3 protein-coding genes are annotated in these 2576 nt (G+C 65.6%); all 3 read left to right on the top strand.

The window, feature by feature from the left end:
* The first annotated feature begins 201 nt into the window (after positions 1-201).
* Genes tnpA through ACYCUK_RS24290 form a run of 3 tightly spaced genes read left to right on the top strand, consistent with a single transcriptional unit; the run spans position 202 to position 2514 of the window.
* Entirely contained in the window at positions 202-531 is a 330-nt protein-coding gene (tnpA, locus tag ACYCUK_RS24300) for an IS66 family insertion sequence element accessory protein TnpA (RefSeq protein ID WP_461597147.1), read from the top strand.
* The gene (gene tnpB / locus ACYCUK_RS24295; RefSeq protein WP_461597146.1) at positions 531-896 is read left to right on the top strand and encodes an IS66 family insertion sequence element accessory protein TnpB; all 366 of its coding nucleotides are present in this window, start codon (positions 531-533) and stop codon (positions 894-896) included. Before tnpA ends, tnpB begins: the two co-directional genes overlap by 1 nt.
* Positions 897-912: 16 nt before the next feature.
* The gene (locus ACYCUK_RS24290; RefSeq protein WP_461597145.1) at positions 913-2514 is read left to right on the top strand and encodes an IS66-like element ISCARN15 family transposase; all 1602 of its coding nucleotides are present in this window, start codon (positions 913-915) and stop codon (positions 2512-2514) included.
* Positions 2515-2576: the final 62 nt, after the last annotated feature.

Raw genomic sequence — 2576 nt, 5'->3', positions numbered from 1 at the left:
GGTACAAATCGAGGTTGATGGAGTTCAGCGAATAGGTGTCCATCCCCGAAGGCTGTCACGCAAAACAAGTTCGTTCTGCCCAGCGTGCGGAAGCCGAGTTCATCCTGGTCCCGACGTAACCGGTAACCCCTCGGCGTCCTTTTCGCGCGCAGCTTGACGCTGAACAATGCCCATCATCGATCACACGATGGAGGCTGAGCGATGCAAGAGCAAGCGGAAGGGATGCTGCCGGTCAAGCGGCGCCGACACCTGGACGAGCACAGTTGGCGGGCGCTGTTCGATCGTTTTGCGCAAGCCGGGTTGACGGTTGAGGAGTTTTGCCGCCGCGAGGGCGTATGCCGCAGCAGCTTTCGGCGCTGGCGCACCCGACTGTTGGGCGCGCCGCGCAAGGGGCCTGCCGCGGCACCCAAGACGCCGCCGCCAGGCCCCGCATTCGTCGATCTGGGGGCCATCGGTGGCAGCGCGGCGCGTGCGTTCGAGCTCAGCTTGGAGCTGGGCGACGGCATCCGTCTGCGCCTGGTGCGGGGCTGATGTTTTTCCCTGAGAGCCGCATTCGCGTGTTCCTGTGGGGCCAGCCCACGGACATGCGTAAGTCCTTCGACGGGCTATACACCTTGGCGCGCTCTGGCTTTGCCGTCGATCCCCTGCAGGGGCACCTGTTCGTGTTCGCCAATCGGCGTGGCACCCAGATCAAGGTGCTGTACTTCGACCGCAGCGGCTGGTGCGTGTGGAGCAAGCGGCTGGAAGCCGGGCGTTTCATCCGCGATTGGCGCCATGTCACACAGCGCGAGATCGACCCCACGGCGTTGAAGATGCTGCTCGAAGGCATCGAGCCCACACGCCGCTACAAACGTTATTGCCTGTTGCCTGCCGAAGCAGACATGGCACGGTGTTGAGCACGACAATGACTGCATGTCTGCCGTGCCGTCGATCCCCCTGCCCGATGCCACCGAGGTGGCGGCCCTGGGGCCCGAGCGGGTTGTGCAGATCATGCGCATGCAAGCCATGGCGATGGATGCACTCAAGCTGCAGGTCGCCGAGCTCCAGCGCCAGCTCGACTGGTTCAAACGCCAGATCTTCGGCACCAAGAGCGAGCGCTTCGTGCCCGATGCCCAGCAGTTGTACCTCGGGCAGGTGCTGGATGAGATGCCCCCGCAGGCCGCATCGCCCCAACCCGAACAAACCGTGCCGGCGCACAAGCGGCGCAAGGCCCAGAACGACTTCGCCGAAGACCATGCCGGGGCGTTTTTCGACGCTGCCAAAGTCCCCGTCGAGACCATCACGCTGCCCAGCCTTGAGGCGCAGGGGCTCGCCCCCGAGCAGTATGAGGTCATCGGCGAGAAGATCAGCCACCGTCTGGCCCAGCGTCCGGGCAGCTATGTGGTGCTCAAGTACGTGCGCCCCATCATCAAGCGGCTCGACACGCAAACCCTGCACTGCGCCCCGGCGCCCACAGGCGTGCTCGAAGGCAGTCGTGCCGACGTGAGCTTCATCGCCGGCGTGCTGGTGGACAAGTTCCGCTGGCACCTGCCCCTGTACCGCCAGCACCAGCGCCTGCTCGACGCGGGCTTGACCCTGAGCCGTCCGTGGCTGACGCAGCTCGTGCAACAAGCAGCCCGCCTCCTCACGCCGATCGTTGATGCGCAACTCGCCTCGATCCTGGCCGGGCACGTCATCACCATGGACGAGACCCCGATCAAGGCCGGCCAGGCCGGGGGTGGCAAGATGAAGGCCACCTACTTCTGGCCGGTGTACGGCGACCGCGACGAGGTGTGCTTCCCCCACTTCACCTCACGCCGTGCCGAGCACGTGCAGCAAGTCCTGGGATGCGCTCGGCCGGGGGTGGTCTTGCTGAGCGACGGCTACGCGGCCTATGCGCGTTATGCGAGCAAAACGGGCATCACCCACGCGCAGTGCTGGGCGCATGCCAGGCGCACATTCTTTGAAGCGCAGGGCGCCGAACCGCAGGCCGCGGGCGAAGCGCTGCGCCACATCGGCGCGCTGTATGGGGTGGAGGAGGATATCCGCACGGCCAAACTCGCAGGGCAGGCCAAGCAACAGCATCGGCTCACCCACAGCAAACCGCAGGTGGAGGCGTTCTTCGCCTGGGTGGATCAGCAGCTCGCCCAGCAGGGCTTGCTGCCGAGCAACCCGCTGACCCGGGCGCTGGCCTATGTGCGCGAGCGCCGCGCGGCGCTGGAGGTCTTCCTGGACGACCCCGCAGTGCCGATCGACACGAACCACATCGAGCGTGCCCTGCGGCCCATCCCCATGGGGCGACGCAACTGGCTGTTCTGCTGGACGGAGGTCGGTGCGCAGCACGTGGGGATCGTCCAGAGCCTCATCGCCACCTGCCTGCTGCAAGGCGTCGACCCGACCACCTACCTCGTGGACGTGCTGCAGCGCGTGGGGCAGCACCCGGCCTCCAACGTGGCCGCGCTCACGCCAAGGCTGTGGAAACTGCACTTCGCCGATCAGCCGCTGCGATCGGATCTGCACAAGACGGCCGTGTAGGCAAGAACGCCAGCTGGTTAACGGTTACGTTGTAACGATCCAGAAATACATCTGCCCACCAC

The sequence above is a fragment of the Thiomonas sp. genome (assembly GCF_054608695.1).
This window is presented reverse-complemented; position numbering and strand designations above follow the sequence as displayed.

Coding starts and splice junctions, on each gene's coding strand:
- tnpA (WP_461597147.1), top strand. CDS start 202: ATGCAAGAGCAAGCGGAAGGGATGCTGCCGGTCAAGCGGCGCCGACAC.
- tnpB (WP_461597146.1), top strand. CDS start 531: ATGTTTTTCCCTGAGAGCCGCATTCGCGTGTTCCTGTGGGGCCAGCCC.
- ACYCUK_RS24290 (WP_461597145.1), top strand. CDS start 913: ATGTCTGCCGTGCCGTCGATCCCCCTGCCCGATGCCACCGAGGTGGCG.